Annotated in this window: 12 protein-coding genes; 9 read left to right on the top strand and 3 right to left on the bottom strand. The window is 69.3% G+C overall.

Translation table 11 applies throughout. The features are described from left to right. Window positions 1–2 precede the first annotated feature (2 nt). Together AC4HOU_RS03595 and AC4HOU_RS03600 are read left to right on the top strand one after the other, a co-directional pair. Window positions 3–1,481, top strand: coding sequence for an FAD-dependent monooxygenase (locus tag AC4HOU_RS03595; protein WP_490724115.1), 1,479 nt, complete (start codon window positions 3–5; stop codon window positions 1,479–1,481). 211 nt (window positions 1,482–1,692) lie between these two features. Beyond that, window positions 1,693–2,205, top strand: a complete 513-nt coding sequence (locus AC4HOU_RS03600) for an NAD-binding protein (protein WP_490724116.1) — start codon at window positions 1,693–1,695, stop codon at window positions 2,203–2,205. Window positions 2,206–2,315: 110 nt separating this feature from the next. Here the strand turns inward: AC4HOU_RS03600 and AC4HOU_RS03605 are convergent, their stop codons facing one another. Continuing rightward, entirely contained in the window at window positions 2,316–3,239 is a 924-nt protein-coding gene (locus tag AC4HOU_RS03605) for a heme o synthase (RefSeq protein ID WP_375139412.1), read from the bottom strand. Between the two features lie 548 nt (window positions 3,240–3,787). On the opposite strand from AC4HOU_RS03605, the gene tkt reads away from it, so the two are divergent. Genes tkt through pgl form a run of 5 tightly spaced genes read left to right on the top strand, consistent with a single transcriptional unit; the run spans window position 3,788 to window position 10,290 of the window. Further along, window positions 3,788–5,929, top strand: a complete 2,142-nt coding sequence (gene tkt, locus AC4HOU_RS03610) for a transketolase (protein ID WP_195007057.1) — start codon at window positions 3,788–3,790, stop codon at window positions 5,927–5,929. A 6-nt stretch (window positions 5,930–5,935) separates the two neighbouring features. Then, entirely contained in the window at window positions 5,936–7,066 is a 1,131-nt protein-coding gene (tal, locus tag AC4HOU_RS03615; RefSeq protein ID WP_163817421.1) for a transaldolase, read from the top strand. A gap of 5 nt (window positions 7,067–7,071) precedes the next feature. Further along, window positions 7,072–8,637, top strand: coding sequence for a glucose-6-phosphate dehydrogenase (gene zwf, locus AC4HOU_RS03620; RefSeq protein WP_195007056.1), 1,566 nt, complete (start codon window positions 7,072–7,074; stop codon window positions 8,635–8,637). Then, the gene (gene opcA / locus AC4HOU_RS03625; RefSeq protein WP_175586017.1) at window positions 8,634–9,545 is read left to right on the top strand and encodes a glucose-6-phosphate dehydrogenase assembly protein OpcA; all 912 of its coding nucleotides are present in this window, start codon (window positions 8,634–8,636) and stop codon (window positions 9,543–9,545) included. Before zwf ends, opcA begins: the two co-directional genes overlap by 4 nt. Beyond that, complete coding sequence (pgl, locus tag AC4HOU_RS03630; RefSeq protein ID WP_490724117.1) at window positions 9,535–10,290, top strand: 6-phosphogluconolactonase; 756 nt, start codon at window positions 9,535–9,537, stop codon at window positions 10,288–10,290. The genes opcA and pgl overlap by 11 nt, the downstream gene beginning before the upstream one ends. Before the next feature lie 39 nt (window positions 10,291–10,329). On the opposite strand, the gene AC4HOU_RS03635 is transcribed toward pgl, so the two are convergent. Then, window positions 10,330–10,794, bottom strand: a complete 465-nt coding sequence (locus AC4HOU_RS03635; protein ID WP_194992835.1) for an aminoacyl-tRNA deacylase — start codon at window positions 10,792–10,794, stop codon at window positions 10,330–10,332. Between the two features lie 318 nt (window positions 10,795–11,112). Here AC4HOU_RS03635 and AC4HOU_RS03640 point away from each other — a divergent pair, with 318 nt between their 5' ends. Both AC4HOU_RS03640 and AC4HOU_RS03645 read left to right on the top strand, forming a co-directional pair. Next, window positions 11,113–13,293: a thiamine pyrophosphate-dependent enzyme gene (locus tag AC4HOU_RS03640; protein ID WP_490724118.1), complete on the top strand. Its 2,181-nt coding sequence runs from the start codon at window positions 11,113–11,115 to the stop codon at window positions 13,291–13,293. Window positions 13,294–13,406: 113 nt separating this feature from the next. Next, window positions 13,407–13,883 (top strand): SRPBCC family protein, encoded by a 477-nt coding sequence (locus AC4HOU_RS03645; protein WP_163817434.1) that lies wholly within the window; start codon window positions 13,407–13,409, stop codon window positions 13,881–13,883. Window positions 13,884–13,919: 36 nt separating this feature from the next. Here AC4HOU_RS03645 and AC4HOU_RS03650 read toward each other — a convergent pair whose 3' ends face one another. After that, window positions 13,920–15,326: a glycoside hydrolase domain-containing protein gene (locus tag AC4HOU_RS03650; RefSeq protein ID WP_490724119.1), complete on the bottom strand. Its 1,407-nt coding sequence runs from the start codon at window positions 15,324–15,326 to the stop codon at window positions 13,920–13,922. Window positions 15,327–15,489 lie beyond the last annotated feature (163 nt).

The following is a 15,489-nucleotide window of genomic DNA, read 5'->3' on the forward strand; positions in this document are numbered from 1 at the left end:
TCATGCAGCATCCCGTCCTCATCGCGGGCGCAGGCCCGACCGGTCTGACGCTCGCCATCGACCTCGCCCGCCGTGGCATCCCGGTCCGGCTGATCGATCGCGCCGAACAGTTCTTCGCGGGCTCACGCGGCGACGGCATCCAACCCCGCACCCTCGAGGTCTTCGACGACCTCGGCGTCCTCGATGCCATCCACGCGGCCGGGGCGCCCGCGCCGGTCATGCGGGCCTACTTGGGCGGACAGTTCGCCGGCGAACACCGGATGAGCGAGCCCGCCGAACCGACGCCGGCGGTCCCCTACCCCAATGTCTGGATGCTGGGACAGTCCGGGACCGAAGCGATTCTGCGCGAGCGGCTGGCCGGATTCGGCGTCCACGTCGAGCTGGGCAGCGCCCTGGAATCCTTCGAGCAGGATGGCGAGGGCGTCAGCGCGGTCGTGGCGCGCGGTGCGACGCGCGAGCTCGTGCGGGCCGCCTACCTGGTCGGCGCCGACGGCGGCGCCAGCACCGTCCGCAAGCAACTCGGCATCGCGTTCGAGGGCAGCACCGACGAGTCGGTGCGCATGCTGCTCGGCGATGTGCGCGCCGACGCGCTCGACCACGGCTACGGCCACTGGTTCGCCGCCGCGGACAACCCGATGGCGGGAATCGCGCTGTCCCCGTTGCCCGGTGGACGCCACTTCCAATGCGCGGCGCCGCTCGACGGTGACGCCGAGCCCACCCTCGCCACCCTGCAGGAGTACCTGGACCGCTACTCCGGCCGCGACGACCTCACACTCACCGATCTCACCTGGGTCACCGTCTGGCGCCCCAACATCCGCCTGGCGCAACGATTCCGGGTCGGGCGCGTCCTGCTGGCCGGTGACGCCGCCCACGTCCATCCACCCACCGGCGGGCAGGGCATGAACACCGGCATCCAGGACGCCTACAACCTCGGCTGGAAACTGGCCGCGGCACTCGCCGGTGACGAGGCACCGCTGGCCACCTACGAGCCCGAGCGGCGCTCGGTCGCCGCGCGGGTGCTCGGTATCAGCACCGAACTGCTCGACAAGCTGATCGACGGCGACGAAGACGCCATGCACCGCGGCGAGCAGACCCGTCAGCTCGACCTCACCTACCGCGATCCGGCCGATACCGCCGCCGTCGCGGTCGGCGATCGCGCACCGGACGCTCCTCTGAAGGACGCGGCGGGGAACTCCGTGCGCCTGTTCGATCTGTTCCGCGGCCCCCACGCGACGCTGCTGTGCTTCGGCGCGACCGGCGAGCTCCCCACCGAGCCGGGCACCCGCGCGTACACGATCGTGCGCCCCGGCACCGACGCCGACGGCTCGGCGTTCATCGACGCCGGCGGCCACGCCCACGACGCCTACGACGTCGTCGACGGAGCCCGGATCCTGATCCGCCCGGACGGGTACATCGGCCGTGTCACCGGCGCGGCTGCCGAGCCGGCGACCGGAGCCGGGCGAATGACGGCACCGAGATGAGTCGGCGGCCCCGGTGGGCACCTGCCTCATCCGGCACATGCCCTCAGCGAGCGCACGCCCCGGCCAGGGCCAGACGCTCCCCCGCCGGGGTACTCCCACCCGTGACTGTTCGACCCGGTGGCGCCGTTCCCCCGACGCCGACCACCGAATTCTCCCGACCGCGCCGGCACAGCCACCGAGTCGGGTACGTAATCCAGCACAGGAGGCAGACATGCAGGTATTGATCACCGGCGCGGGCCCGATCGGGCTTCCCGTCGCTCTCGGTCTGGTGCGGCGCGGAATCGCCGTGCGTGTCGTCGACCGGGCCGGGCGCCTGTTCGCCGACGCGGCCGCGGATTCCTCGCTCGCGAGTGCCCTGCGGCTGCGTGGCCTCGACCGGCAGGCACGACGCGGCGCGGGCGACGCCCTGCTCGAACGCCTCGCCGACTTGGGCCTGGCCGTCGAGCTCGGCACGGCGCTGGTGTCGCTGCGCTCGGAACCGGTCGGTGTCACGGCGGTGCTGGCCCGGGCGGGCGGAATCGAAGTCCGGCGTTTCGGCTACGTCATCGCCGCCGACGACAGCCGCGAGCTGGTCCGCCGGACGGGGACGTGCGGGACGGCCGACCGGGAGTCGATGTCGATCAGGGCCTTCGTCGCACGCGATCTCGGTATAGGCGACGCCGAGGACGACGCACTGCCCGGCGCCCCGGCCGAACTCGTCACCGCCTCGGCCAGACGACGCTGACGCGACGCCGACGCTACAGGCCCCACCTCAGGGCACCCGGCGTACCTACTCGAACACCGCCCCACGGTGGTAGGGCGATCCCGGCTGCCCGCCGCAGCGGCCCCGCCGGCTCAGCCGAACAGCACCTCACCGATGGTGGTCCAGCCGAGCACCGAGTCGATGGCGAGGCCACAGAACACCACCGCCAGGTAGTTGTTGGACTGCAGGAACAGCCGCAGTGGTTTCACCGATTCGCCACGGCGCACACCCGCGTAGAGCTGGTGGGCCATCAGCAGGAACCAGGCGCCCGCGACCAGGGCGACGGCCGCGTAGATCACGCCGGTGGCCGGGACGAGTACCAGCGTGGTCAGCACCGTCAGCCAGGTGTAGATGACGATCTGCTTGGTGACCGTCTGCTCGGTGGCCACCACCGGAAGCATCGGCACCCCGGCCGCGCGGTAATCCTCCTTGTAGCGCATGGCCAGCGCCCAGGTGTGCGGCGGCGTCCAGAAGAAGATGACGCCGAACAGCGCGATCGCGGGCCAGCCGATGGTTCCGGTGACCGCCGACCAGCCGACTAGGGCAGGCATGCAACCGGCGGCGCCACCCCACACCACGTTCTGCGAGGTGCGGCGCTTGAGTCCGAGGGTGTAGACGAAGACGTAGAACAGGATCGTGGCGACCACCAGCACACCGCTGAGCAGGTTGGCCTGCCACCACAGCCAGGCGAACGAGCCGATGCCGAGCACCACGCCGAAGACGAACGCGTGCGAGGTGGGCACCGCGTCGCGGGCCAGCGGCCGCTTGGCCGTCCGCTTCATCACCTTGTCGATATCGGCGTCGGCCACGCAGTTGAGGGTGTTCGCGCTCGCCGCGCCCATCCAGCCGCCGAACAGGGTGGCGAGGATGAGGCGGATGTCGACGTGGCCGCGGTCGGCCAGCAGCATGGTCGGGATGGTGGCGACCAGCAGCAGTTCGATGACGCGCGGTTTGGTCAGCGCGATATAGGCCAGCGGCCGACGCACAAGCTTCGACAACGGGCCGTCACCGCTGATCCGACTCGCGAGCGCCGGTGCGGAATCGTGCGCGCCGCCGACCCCCGGCTGTTGACCGATCCGCACTTCTTCTCCTCGCACGCTGTGCATCGCATCCGGCTGTGGAACGAGCAGCGCGCAGCTGCGGCGCGGCCACTACTACAGACGATGGTAGACCCACGCCCCTACCGCCCCGACCCTCGCCCCCTGCCCCGACATGGTGCCGTTCACCCGGGGGTAACCGCCCGAACCCGGACTGAACAGCGGCAGTTCACGCGATCCGGCACCGCTTCGTGGTGGCGGCCACACTATCGGCGAGCTGCCCCGACTTCCCGGGCACCGACGACGGCGAGCGACCACGCCGATCCCGGCGGACCAGATCATCGGGGCGGGCCGGGCCGTGCGCCACGCCGCCGAGCGGCGGATTTCGGCTGGGTTCGTGCGCGGCCGGTCGCGGGCACAACTAGGGTGGTGGATACATCCGGCACGCGCTTTTCGGCGTTGCCGTACGTCATGCCACCGCCCACCCCGCCATCGTCGACGAAACCAATGTCAGGAGAACCTCGGTCGTGTCAGTGACAGACGACATCCGCGCCCTCACCCAGCCGAACCATCCGGCCGACTGGACGGACCTGGACACCAAGGCGGTCGACACGATCCGGGTGCTGGCCGCGGACGCGGTCCAGAACGCGGGCAACGGTCACCCCGGTACCGCGATGAGCCTCGCGCCGCTGGCCTACGTGCTCTACCAGCGCGTCATGCGCCACGACCCCACCGATCCGAGCTGGGCCGGCCGCGACCGCTTCGTGCTCTCGTGCGGCCACTCCAGCCTCACCCAGTACATCCAGCTGTACCTGGCCGGTTTCGGGCTCGAACTCGACGATCTGAAGAACCTGCGCAAGTGGGGCTCGCTGACCCCGGGCCACCCGGAGTTCCGGCACACCGACGGCGTCGAGATCACCACCGGCCCGCTGGGCCAGGGCCTGGCCTCCGCGGTCGGCATGGCCATGGCGGCCCGCCGCGAGCGCGGCCTGTTCGATCCGGATGCCGCGCCCGGCGCCAGCCCGTTCGATCACTTCATCTACGTCGTGGCCTCCGACGGTGACCTCGAGGAGGGCGTCACCTCCGAGGCGTCGTCGCTGGCGGGCACCCAGCAGCTGGGCAATCTGGTGGTGATCTACGACGACAACAAGATCTCCATCGAGGACGACACCACCATCGCCTTCACCGAAGACGTCGCCGCCCGCTACGCCGCCTACGGCTGGCATGTGCAGACCGTCGAGGGCGGCGAGGACGTCGTCGCGATCGAGGCCGCGATCGAGGCCGCCAAGGCCGAGACCGGCAAGCCGTCGATCATCGTGCTGCGCACCGTCATCGGCTACCCGGCGCCCACCAAGATGAACACCGGTGCTTCGCACGGCGCCGCGCTCGGCGGCGACGAGGTGGCCGCGACCAAGAAGATCCTCGGGTTCGATCCGGAGCAGAGCTTCCAGGTCGACGACGCCGTCATCGCGCACACCCGCAAGGCCATCGAACGCGGTCAGCAGGCGCATAAGGACTGGCAGCAGAGCTTCGACGCGTGGGCGCAGGCCAACCCGGAGAACAAGAAGCTGTTCGATCGGCTGGCCAACCGCGATCTGCCCGCGGGCTGGGCCGCGAATCTGCCCACCTACGAGCCGGATCCGGCCGGCATGGCCACCCGCAAGGCCTCCGGCAAGGTGCTCGCCGCGCTGGCGCCGGTGCTGCCGGAGCTGTGGGGCGGTTCGGCCGACCTCGCCGAATCCAACAACACCACCATGCCGGACGTACCGAGCTTCGGCCCCGAGTCGATCTCCACCGGTATGTGGAAGACCAGCCCGTACGGCCGCACCCTGCACTTCGGTGTGCGTGAGCACGCGATGGGCTCGATCCTCAACGGCATCGCGCTGCACGGTCCCACCCGCCCCTACGGCGGCACCTTCCTGGTGTTCAGCGATTACATGCGCCCGGCCGTGCGCCTGGCCGCGCTGATGCGCATTCCGGTCACCTACGTCTGGACCCACGATTCCATCGGTCTCGGCGAAGACGGCCCGACCCACCAGCCGATCGAGCATCTGGCCGCGCTGCGCGCCATCCCCGGCCTGAACGTGGTCCGCCCCGGCGACGCCAACGAGACCACCTACGCCTGGCGCACCATCCTCGAACGCGACAGCAGCGAGCACAGCTCGCATTTCTCCGTCTCGGAGATGCCGCATCAGGACGGCCCGTCGGCGCTGGCGCTGACCCGCCAGAACCTGCCGATCCTGGAGGGCACCAGCTACGAGGGTGTGGCCAAGGGCGGCTACATCCTGGCCGAGGCCTCCACCGGCACCCCGCAGGTGATCTTGATCGCCACCGGTTCGGAGCTCCAGCTCGCGGTCGCCGCGCGCACTACGCTGGAGGAGCAGGGTATCGGCACCCGCGTGGTCTCGATGCCGTGCGTGGAGTGGTTCGACGCGCAGGACAAGGCCTACCGCGACGAGGTGCTGCCGCCGTCGGTCGCCGCGAGGGTGACCGTCGAGGCCGGTATCGCGATGCCGTGGCACCGGTTCGCCGGTGACGCGGGCGAGATCGTCTCCATCGAGCACTTCGGCGCCTCCGCCGACTACAAGACCCTGTTCCGCGAGTTCGGCTTCACGCCCGAGGCCGTGGTGGCAGCCGCCCAGCGCACGCTCAGCAACGTGAAGGGATAAGTGCTCATGGCACAGAACGAGAACATCGCCGCCCTCAGTGCGGCGGGAGTGTCGGTCTGGCTCGACGATCTGTCCCGCGACCGGATCAACTCCGGCAATCTCGCGGAACTGATCGCGACCCGCGGCGTGGTCGGGGTGACCACCAACCCGACCATCTTCCAGGGCGCACTGAGCAAGGGCCACGCCTACGACGCCCAGGTCACGGCCTTGGCCGAGCAGGGTGCCGACGCCGACGCGGCCATCCGCACCATCACCACCGACGACGTCCGCGCGGCCTGCGATGTGCTTGCCCCGGTGTTCGAGCAGACCGGTGGCGTGGACGGCCGGGTCTCCATCGAGGTCGATCCGCGGCTGGCCTTCGACGCCGACAAGACCGTCGCCCAGGCGGTGGAGCTGTGGAAGATCGTCGACCGGCCCAACCTGTTCATCAAGATCCCGGCCACCGAGGAGGGCCTGCCCGCGATCACCGCGGTGATCGCCGAGGGCATCAGCGTCAATGTCACGCTGATCTTCTCCGTGGCCCGCTACCGCTCGGTGATGGGCGCCTACCTCGACGGTCTGCGCAAGGCGCGCACCGCCGGCCACGATCTGGCCTACATCCATTCGGTGGCCTCGTTCTTCGTGTCGCGGGTCGACACCGAGATCGACAAGCGGCTCGAGGCGATCGGCTCGCCGGAGGCACTGGCATTGCGCGGCCAGGCCGGTGTGGCGAATGCCCGCCTGGCCTACGCGGAGTACCAGGACGTCTTCGACGGCGGCGCGCACACCTCCACCTACAGCCACCTCGCGGCCATGGGGGCCAACCGTCAGCGGCCGCTGTGGGCCTCGACCGGGGTGAAGAACCCGGAGTACTCGGACACCATGTACGTGACCGAGCTGGTGGCCCCCAATACCGTCAACACTCTGCCGGAGAAGACCCTCGAAGCGGTCGCCGATCACGGCGAGATCCGTGGCGACACCGTCTCCGGCACCGCCGCGGCGGCGCAGGAGGTGTTCGACAAGCTGGCGGCCGTCGGCATCGACCTCGACGATGTGTTCGCGGTGCTCGAACGCGAAGGCGTCGACAAATTCGAGAAGTCGTGGGAGGAACTGCTTTCGGCCACCGCACAGGAGCTGTCCGCGGCCGGGGGTAACTGACCCAGATGGCCGGTACCGGGCACGCAGCGACCACGGCCGGGTGGCGTAACCCACTGCGCGACGGACGGGACAAGCGGGTACCGCGGATCGCGGGACCGTGCAGCATGGTGATCTTCGGTGTCACCGGCGATCTGTCCCGGAAGAAGCTCATGCCGGCCATCTACGATCTGGCGAACCGGGGGCTGTTGCCCCCGGGTTTCGCGCTGGTGGGTTTCGCCCGCCGCGACATGGGCGACGCCGATTTCGCCGACATCGTGCTGCAATCGGTGAAGGCGCACGCGCGCACCCCCTTTCGGCAGCAGGTGTGGGATCACCTGTCCGAAGGCATCCGGTTCGTCCAGGGCACCTTCGAGGACGACGCGGCCTTCGCGCAGCTGGCGGCGACGCTGGCGCGGCTGGACGCCGAACGCGGCACCGGCGGCAATCACGCCTTCTACCTGTCGATTCCGCCGGACATGTTCCCGGTGGTGCTCGATCAGCTCTCCGAGCACGGGTTGGCCAAGCCCGCGCAGGTGCAGGGGCGCACGCCGTGGCGGCGGGTGGTGATCGAGAAGCCGTTCGGGCACGATCTGGACAGCGCCCGCGAACTCAACGCGCTGGTCAACCGGGTGTTCCCGGAGGAGACGGTGTTCCGCATCGACCACTATCTCGGCAAGGAGACGGTGCAGAACATTCTGGCGTTGCGCTTCGCGAACCAGTTGTTCGATCCGATCTGGAACGCCAATTACGTCGACCACGTGCAGATCACCATGGCCGAGGACATCGGGCTCGGCGGGCGCGCGGGCTACTACGACGGGATCGGCGCGGCGCGCGACGTCATCCAGAATCATCTGTTGCAGTTGCTGGCGCTCACCGCGATGGAGGAGCCGATCAGCTTCGCGCCCAACCAGTTACAGATGGAGAAGATCAAGGTCCTCTCCGCCACCACCCTCGTCGAACCGCTGGACGAGACCACCGCGCGCGGTCAGTACGCGGCAGGCTGGCAGGGCGGTGAGCAGGTGGTCGGGCTACTGGACGAGGAGGGTTTCGACCCTGATTCGCGCACCGAGACCTATGCCGCGCTGACCCTGGAGGTCAACACCCGGCGCTGGGCGGGCGTGCCGTTCTATCTGCGCACCGGCAAACGGCTGGGCCGGCGCGTCACCGAGATCGCGGTGGTGTTCAAACGGGCGCCGCACCTGCCCTTCGACCAGACCATGACCGAGGAACTGGGGCAGAACGCCCTGGTGATGCGGATTCAGCCGGATGAGGGCATCACCATGCGGTTCGGGTCCAAGGTGCCGGGGACCGGGATGGAGGTGCGCGATGTCAACATGGATTTCAGTTACGGCGAGGCGTTCACCGAGTCCTCCCCCGAGGCCTACGAGCGGCTCATCCTGGATGTGCTGCTCGGGGTGCCGTCGCTGTTCCCGGTGAACGCGGAGGTCGAATTGTCCTGGAGCATCCTCGATCCGGTGCTGGATCACTGGGCGGCGAACGGCAAACCCGAACAGTACGAGGCCGGCACCTGGGGACCCGAATCGGCCGATGAGATGCTGGCCCGCACCGGCCGGGAATGGCGGCGCCCGTGATCGTCGACATGCCCGACACCACCACCGGCGAAGTCACCAAACGGCTGGTGAAGCTGCGTGAGAGCAACGGTGTGATCACCATGGGCCGGGTGCTCACCCTGGTGGTGTGCACGCTGGACAGCTCCGAGGCCGAGGACGCGATCGACGCCGCCAACGACGCCAGCCGTGAACATCCCTGCCGGGTGGTCGTGCTGGCGCGCGGCGACCGCGACGCCGAGACCCGGTTGGACGCCCAGATCCGCGTCGGCGGGGACGCGGGCGCGGCCGAGGTGATCGTGCTGCGGTTGCAGGGGCAACTGATCAATCACGAGAGCAGCGTCGTCATCCCGTTCCTGCTGCCGGACACACCGGTGGTGGCGTGGTGGCCGCGTGGAGCGCCGGAGTACCCGTCCAAGGATTCGGTGGGCCGGTTGGCCGCCCGGCGGATCACCGACGCCACCTTCGCGGCCGATCCGCAGGCCACCATCAAGAAGCGCAGCCATTCCTACGCCTCCGGCGATACCGATCTGGCGTGGAGCCGGATCACCTATTGGCGTGCGCTGCTCGCGGCCGCGATGGACGAGCCGCCGTTCGAGCCGGTCGAATCGGTGACGGTGTCGGGACTGCGCGACGAACCGGCCCTCGACATCCTGGCCGGTTGGCTGGCCGGGCGCCTGCACTGCCCGGTATACCGGCGCACCGGGGAGCTGCGGGTGGAACTGCATCGGCCCACGGTGTCGATCGGCATCACCCGCCCGCAGACCGGTGTCACCGCCACGCTCACCCGCACCGGGGAACCGGATCAGCGGATCGCGTTGGCGCGCAGGGAAGCTCGGGACTGCCTCGCCGAGGAGCTGCGCCGGCTCGACGCCGACGACATCTATGCCGAGGCACTGGCCGGCATCGAAAGGGTGACCTATGTCCAGTAGCACCGATTCGCAGTTCCCCGGCGATACCGTCGAGGTGCATCCCGACGCCGACGCGCTGGTGACGGCGGCGGCGAAACGGTTCGTCGGCGTGGTGGTGGCGGCCCAGGCCGAGCGCGGCTCGGCGTCGGTGGTGCTCACCGGCGGCGGCACCGGCATCGACCTGTTGACGAAGGTCCGCGAGACGCCCGGCGACATCGACTGGTCGCGCCTGGATGTGTTCTGGGGCGATGAGCGGTTCGTCCCGGCGGGCGATGCCGAACGCAACGACCGGCAGGCCCGCGAGGCGCTGCTCGATCATGTGGCGGTAGATCCGCACCGGGTGCATCCGGTGGCGACCTCCGATGGCGAATACCCCGACCCGGTGGCCGCGGCGGCCGAGTACTCCGCCGCCGTACATGCCCACCTCGCCCAGCACGGTGCCTTCGACCTGCATCTGCTCGGGATGGGCGGCGAGGGCCACATCAATTCGCTGTTCCCCGATACCGATGCGGTGCGCGAGGAACACGAACTGGTCGTCGCGGTGACCGACTCCCCCAAGCCGCCCCCGGTGCGCGTCACCCTGACCTTGCCCGCGATCCGGCACGCCCGGCACGTGGTGCTCGTGGTGGCCGGTGGGGCGAAGGCCGATGCCGTCGCGGCCGCGCTGGCCGGCGCCGAACCGGTCGACATCCCCGCCGCCGGTGCCTCCGGTTCGGAGTCGACCACGTGGATGCTCGACCGGGCCGCAGCCGGCTCGCTGCGGTAACGGTCGCGCGCTACCGCACAGCTTCGGACCCGCGCTCGCTCAAATAGTGATGTGCCCGTGCGGATAGCTCGACGTCAGCCGGGCGAAGTCGGCGCCGGAGACGTGCACGAGGGTGCTGTGGTCGCCGCCCTCGAAGTAGATGTCCTCGCGCTGGTCGAGTTGGTCGTCGACCACGCAGGGCACGTGGTAGGGCTCGGCGACCACGGGGATGGCGCCGGTGTCGCAGTCCGGGAACAGTGCCGAGGCCTCCGCCTCGGACGCCAGCCGCACCTTTTCGCCGACCACGTCACCGGTCTCGGCCAGATCGATGAGGCGGTTCGACGGAAGCACGGCGACCATATAGCCGCCGTCCTTCTTCAGCACGACCCCTTTGGCCAGCTGCCGGCCGGGGATGTGCCCGGCCTGTGCGGTTCGGGCCGATGTCGATGTCCTGTCGTGTGTGCTCACGTCGTAGTGGACGTGCAGCCCGTCGAGATACTCCCGCATGCTCGTGGCGATGCCCATGATCGTTGCCTCCGTACGTGATGGCTCTTCGACGACCACTGCGGCGGAACCGGCCGACGGAGGAGTCCCTGCCCTCCGGCAGGTCACTTCCGCGCCGTGGGGCGGGGTTGAACAGGGAAAATAATACTCTTGTCCGGCGTCGCCGCCCTCGCCGAAATCGCATAGCCCGCCTGCTCCCCGGCCCGGCGCCGACGGTGCGGCCCCGCGCGGCGCGGGCAGCAGGACGCCGGACGGTCGTAGGCTGGCGATCATGACCTGTGACATCGAGCGGTCGCAGCGCTCGGTGATGAGCGCGCGGGACATCGGCGGGGCGCGGGGATGAGTGAGCAGGAGCTCGAGCAGCGGTTCCGAGCCGCGGTGCGGGCGGCCGTGCCCGGGGTGAAGCGGGCTCCCGAGGAGATGGTGGCTCCTGGGATCAGCGCCGGTGGGTGCGTGGAGCTGTTCGATTCGCAGGTGACGAGTCGGCAGCTGGATCTCGCGGCTCGGCGGCTGGGTCGGGCGGGGCTCGGTTACTACAGCATCGGATCCTCGGGGCATGAAGGGAACGCGGCGTTGGCGATGGCGACGCGGGTCGATGATCCGGCGTTGCTGCACTACCGGTCGGGCGCGTTCTTCGTGCAGCGGGCGCGGCAGGTGGACGGGCTGGATCCGGTCCGGGAGGTGTTGCTCGGCGTTGTCGCGGCGTCGGCGGATCCGATCTCCGGGGGTCGGCACAAGGTGTTCGGCAGCAAGGCCGCGGCGGTGATCCCGCAGACCTCGACCATTGCCTCACACCTGCCTCGCGCGGTGGGGTTGGCGTTCGCGCTCGACCGTGGCGTACGGCTCGGCGTCGCGCGGGAATGGCCGCGGGATGCGGTGGTGCTGTGCACTTTCGGCGACGCGTCCGCCAATCATTCGACCGCGACGGGCGCGATCAACGCCGCCGTGCACACCGCGCATCTCGGTGTGGGTCTACCGATCCTTTTCGTCTGCGAAGACAACGGCATCGGCATCAGCGTGCCGACGCCACCGGACTGGATCGCCACCGCCTACGGTCAGCGGCGGGGCCTGCGGTATTTCGACGCCGATGGGTGCGATCTGCTCGACGCCTTCACCACCGCGAACGATGCTGTGCATTGGGTGCGCACGCACCGCGCCCCGGCTTTCCTGCGCTTGCGCACGGTGCGCCTGCTCGGACACGCCGGTTCCGATGTCGAAACCGCCTACCGAGCTCCCACCGCGATCGCCGCCGACGCCGAGTGCGACCCGGTCGCCGCCACCGCGCGCATGCTGATCACCATCGGAATCTGTACCCCCGATGAGGTTCTGGCTCGATACGACGCGATCGCCGGACGGGTCGCCGAGGTGGCGGAAGATCTCGCGAAGGCCCCGAAGCTCGCTTCCGCGGCACAGGTGATGGCGCCGCTCGCGCCGGCGCATCCCGACCTGGTGCAGGCCGACGTCGAGCGAAGTACCGGCGCGGCTGTGGCCACCGGCCCGGCCGAACATCTCCCGCTGACTCTCGCGCAGGGCATCAACCACACCTTGCGCGCCCTGCTCGCCCGCGACAGCGACCTCCTGGTGTTCGGGGAGGACGTCGGCCGCAAGGGCGGGGTCTACGGCGTCACGAAGGGGCTGCGCAAGGATTTCGGGGCGCGGCGCGTATTCGACACGCTGCTGGATGAGCAGAGCGTGCTCGGCACCGCGCTCGGCGCCGGGCTCGCCGGTTTCGTGCCGATCCCGGAAATCCAGTACCTGGCGTACGTGCACAACGCGCTCGACCAGTTGCGCGGTGAGGCTGCGACCTTGCAGTTCTTCTCCGATGGCCGCTACCGCAATCCGATGGTGGTGCGGGTCGCCGGGCTGGGGTATCAGCGCGGTTTCGGCGGCCACTTCCACAACGACAATTCCGTCGCCGCGCTCCGCGATATCCCCGGCCTCGTGGTGGCGGTACCCGCCCGTGCCGACGATGCTGCCGCGCTGCTGCGCACCTGTGTGTCGGCGGCGAGGGTGGACGGGCGGGTGTGTGTCATCATCGAGCCGATCGCCCTCTATCACCGCCGTGACCTGTACGAATCCGAGGACGGCGGCTGGCTCGCCCCGGCGAGCGCACCCTGGCATGTGCCGATCGGCCGGGCCAGGACCTACGGCGACGGTGCCGATCTGACCATCGTCACCTTCGGCAACGGCGTGCCGATGAGCGTGCGTGTCGCGCGCAGGCTGGCCGCGCGTGGCGTGGACGCCAGGGTCGTCGATGTGCGCTGGCTGGCCCCGCTCCCCCACGACGATCTGCTCCATCACGCCGCGATCACCGGCCGAGTGCTGGTCGCCGACGAGACCCGGCGCAGCGGGGGCGTCTCCGAATCGGTGTTCGCGGCCCTGCTCGACGCCGGATTCACCGGTCGCATCGCCCGGGTGACCAGCGCCGACAGTTTCGTTCCGCTCGGGCCGGCCGCGAGCACGGTCCTGCTCGACGACACCGCCATCGAGGCCGCCGCCCTCGAACTCGTCTCTCGCTGACGGGTGGGTGGGCACGACGCGCCGACCGGTAAGCGATTGCACCGAATAACGATTCGCGAGCCGCCCACGGGAAATACTCTCGACAGCGACAGCGAACCGCGGGAGGTACACCGATGACGACGACGTCGATGCTCGGCGAAGTGCGGCCGGAACACGATTGCCCCGACGAGCTGGTACTTCTGCACTACCTACGGTCGTTCCGGCATCCTGTGCTCGGGGTGTGGGCGGCCTGCACCGAGGCCCGCCAGCTCGTGCGCTGGTTCGGAGCGGTCTCGGGCACCGGCACCGACCTCGTCATCGAACCCGACGACGGTCCCGTCCCCGGCCCCCTCACCGTGCACATCGATCACTGCTCGGCACCGAACGAACTCCACGCCCGGATCGACGGTGACGGCGCCCTCGAGCTGCGTCTGAGCCAGGTCGGCGTGGTGACCAACCTCGAACTCGTCCGCCGCCACGTCCACCCCGACGATGCCGCGAAGGTCGGCCCCCGCTGGCAATACCTGCTCGACCGTTTCACTGCCTACCTGTGTACTCAGCCGATGCCGAAGTGGCGTGATTACACCGATTTGGCCACCGAATACCGCTGACGGCGGCGTGGTCGCAGCGGACCCCACCCAATCGGGTCAGGTGGGGTTGCCGAAGCCTTCGATGCCGAGTTTTTCGCCGATGGCGGCGAGGGCTTCGACGACGGTGCGGCCGCCAAGGGCTTCCCAGCCGGGGAAGTCCGCGCCTCGGGAGGTGTCGGGGCCGGCGACCTGGTCGAGGGTGAGGCCGACGTGTTTGTCGAGGTAGTGCAGCAGGGTGCCGACGGTGACGGTGTCGCCTCGGTAGTTGGTGAGGGTTTCTTCGAGGAAGGACATGTCAGCTCCATTCGCGTACTTGGTAATTGCCGCCGAGAAGACGTCCCAGGGGAAGTTCGGGCCGACGTCGGTGTGCGAGCCGACGCCGAGCCCTTCGGTGACCGCGTAGTGGTCGGCGATGCCGGGCCGTCCGGCGCCGAGTTCCGCGGGTGAGATGATGCGCGCCGGGAAGCCGTATCGACGGCTGTCCTGCACTGCCAGGTAGGCGGCGACGTCGATGGCGCGCCCCATGTTGTCCAGCCACTGCTGCCGCGACCAGGCCGCGCGGCTGCCGGCGAAGCACAGGTTGATCGAACGATTGTTGGCGTCGAGCACCGACCAGGACGCGACGTCGGTGTCGATGACGTCCACCACGGTCACCGAATTGTCGATGGTGTAGTGGTAGGAGACGCCGCTGTTCGGGTTCTGCAGGTAGTTCGCCAGCGATTCGGCGGTGCCGTTGCCTTCCTGGGTGTGCAGCAGCCACCACAGCACCGGCGCGCCTTCCCGGGAGTGCCAGTTCGGGGACACGCCGATCTCGTTGATCTCACGGAACTCGGGGGCGGGCGCCGAGCTCGCCAGCGACCACTGCCCGAAATCGGGTTTCAGCACCGTGTTCACATCGACGGTCACTCCTCCCACTTGTCGGGCGTCGATCTCGATCTGGTGCATGTGCGCGGCGGGATGGCCGACATTGAGGGCCGGGTCACCGGACCAGTTGTGTTGCCAGAACCACCGGGCGACATCGTCTTCCAGCGCCCATTCGATGCAGCGGGCATTGCCGTACATGCCGGTCCATTCGAGTCCGACCACACTGGCCCAGCCGCGCAGGAACGGCGCGATCAGGTCGTTCCACTGTTGCAGGGTGGGGTTGGCATCGACCGGCGCGTAGATCGGTCGTCGCGGCGGTCCGCCGGCCTCGGTGTGGTAGCGCATGGCGATCTGCGCGTGGTGGACTCCCGCGTCGTAGCCGCCCAGCCAGTCGGAGGTGTCGCCTTTGCCGTACTGGTAGTTGGAGACGATTTCCAGCCCGTATGCGCGCAGTGCGTCGCAGTAGTCGCGGCGGAGGGGTTTGGCGCCGAAGTTGGTGCCCGGCCGGGATTCTGAGAAGTAGCCGATCACGCCGGCGTATCCGGCGTCCACGATCGCCTGCGGGTCGATCAGGCTCGCTGAGAAGTCCAGCAGTTGCATAACCGTCTCCTTGCTTCTCGTCGAACCGAACTGTGATGACGGTGGAGCTGGGTGGACGCCACTCGACGGCCGGGAAGAGCAGCCGAGCAGCGCCGGGTCGAGCTCTCCGGCATTACCGCAGGTGAAACTCACTCACGGCCCACCGCCGCGCCTACGGGTACTT

This window comes from Nocardia sp. JCM 38205 (genome assembly GCF_058222935.1).